The organism is Candidatus Darwinibacter acetoxidans, assembly GCF_041936445.1.
In the GTDB taxonomy this organism is placed as follows: Bacteria; Bacillota; Limnochordia; order Darwinibacteriales; family Darwinibacteriaceae; genus DTU010.
Window position 1 is genome coordinate 1 of sequence record NZ_JBHGXH010000227.1, and the last position, 1,793, is coordinate 1,793.

Annotated in this window: 1 rRNA gene; it reads right to left on the reverse strand. The window is 53.2% G+C overall.

What is annotated here, in order from left to right:
* Positions 1 to 1,793: ribosomal RNA gene (locus ACE4YL_RS08625) — 23S ribosomal RNA — on the reverse strand; the annotation flags it as partial.

The window sequence follows — 1,793 nt, forward strand, 5'->3', positions numbered from 1 at the left end:
CCAGCGGTGCGTCCATCCCGGTCCTCTCGTACTAGGGACAGATCCTCTCAAATCTCCTGCGCCCGCGACAGATAGGGACCGAACTGTCTCACGACGTTCTGAACCCAGCTCGCGTACCGCTTTAATGGGCGAACAGCCCAACCCTTGGAACCTTCTCCAGCTCCAGGATGCGACGAGCCGACATCGAGGTGCCAAACCTCCCCGTCGATGTGAACTCTTGGGGGAGATAAGCCTGTTATCCCCGGGGTAGCTTTTATCCGTTGAGCGATGGCCCTTCCACTCAGAACCACCGGATCACTAAGCCCTACTTTCGTACCTGCTCGACATGTCCGTCTCGCAGTCAAGCTCCCTTCTGCCTTTACACTCTCTCGTGCGATTTCCATCCGCACCGAGGGAACCTTTGGGCGCCTCCGTTACCTTTTAGGAGGCGACCGCCCCAGTCAAACTGCCCGCCTGATACTGTCCTGTGACCCGATTCAGGGCCGCCAGTTAGAATTCTAGCATGAAAAGAGTGGTATTCCACCGACGACTCCACCGAAACTAGCGTCCCGGCTTCTAAGTCTCCCACCTATCCTATACATTCCATACCAAAATTCAATACCAAGCTGCAGTAAAGCTCCACGGGGTCTTTCCGTCTTGTCGCGGGTAACCTGCATCTTCACAGGTACTACAATTTCGCCGAGCCCCCCGTCGAGACAGCGCCCAAGTCGTTGCGCCTTTCGTGCAGGTCGGAACTTACCCGACAAGGAATTTCGCTACCTTAGGACCGTTATAGTTACGGCCGCCATTGACCGGGGCTTCAGTTCAGAGCTTCGCTTACGCTAACCCTTCCCTTTAACCTTCCGGCATTGGGCAGGCGTCAGCCCCTATACTTCGTGTTACCACTTAGCAGAGACCTGTGTTTTTGATAAACAGTCGCTTGGGCCATTTCGCTGCGGCCCCTTCGTGCTCCACCTGAATAGATTTCACACTAATGGGGCACTCCTTCTCCCGAAGTTACGGAGTCATTTTGCCGAGTTCCTTAACGGGGGTTCTCTCGCGCGCCTTAGGATTCTCTCCCCACCTACCTGTGTCGGTTTGCGGTACGGGCACCTCACATCTCGCTAGCAGCTTTTCTCGGCAGTATGGGATCAGTCAGTTCAGCTACTCATTTCGCTTCCCCATCACGTCTCGGGGTTTGTGCAAGACGGATTTGCCTATCTTGCCCCCTACTCGCTTAGACACCCTATTCCGGCAGGATGATGACCTACCCTTCTGCGTCACTACTTCACTCAAACGATGCTTGGTGGTACAGGAATTTCAACCTGTTGTCCATCGACTACGCCTTTCGGCCTCGCCTTAGGTCCCGACTTACCCTGAGCGGACGAACCTTCCTCAGGAAACCTTAGGTTTTCGGCGGAAGGGATTCTCACCCTTCTTATCGCTACTCATACCGGCATTCTCACTTCCAACCACTCCAGCAGTCCTTTCGGTCTACCTTCAGCGCTGTTGGAACGCTCCTCTACCATGTGCTGGTTATCTCTGTTGTCTCCTCACTTGGCGAACTTTCGCTGAGGCATTTAGTCAAAACTTTCCAATTAAAACTCATGGTTCGTTTTGACGAAATGAACCCTCATCGTTCACTTCAAAGAGAAAACAGAGATAACCAACACATCCGAAGCTTCGGTGGCGAACTTGAGCCCCGTTACATTTTCGGCGCAGAACCACTTGACCAGTGAGCTATTACGCACTCTTTAAATGAATGGCTGCTTCTAAGCCAACATCCTGGTTGTCTGTGCAGTTCCACATCCTTT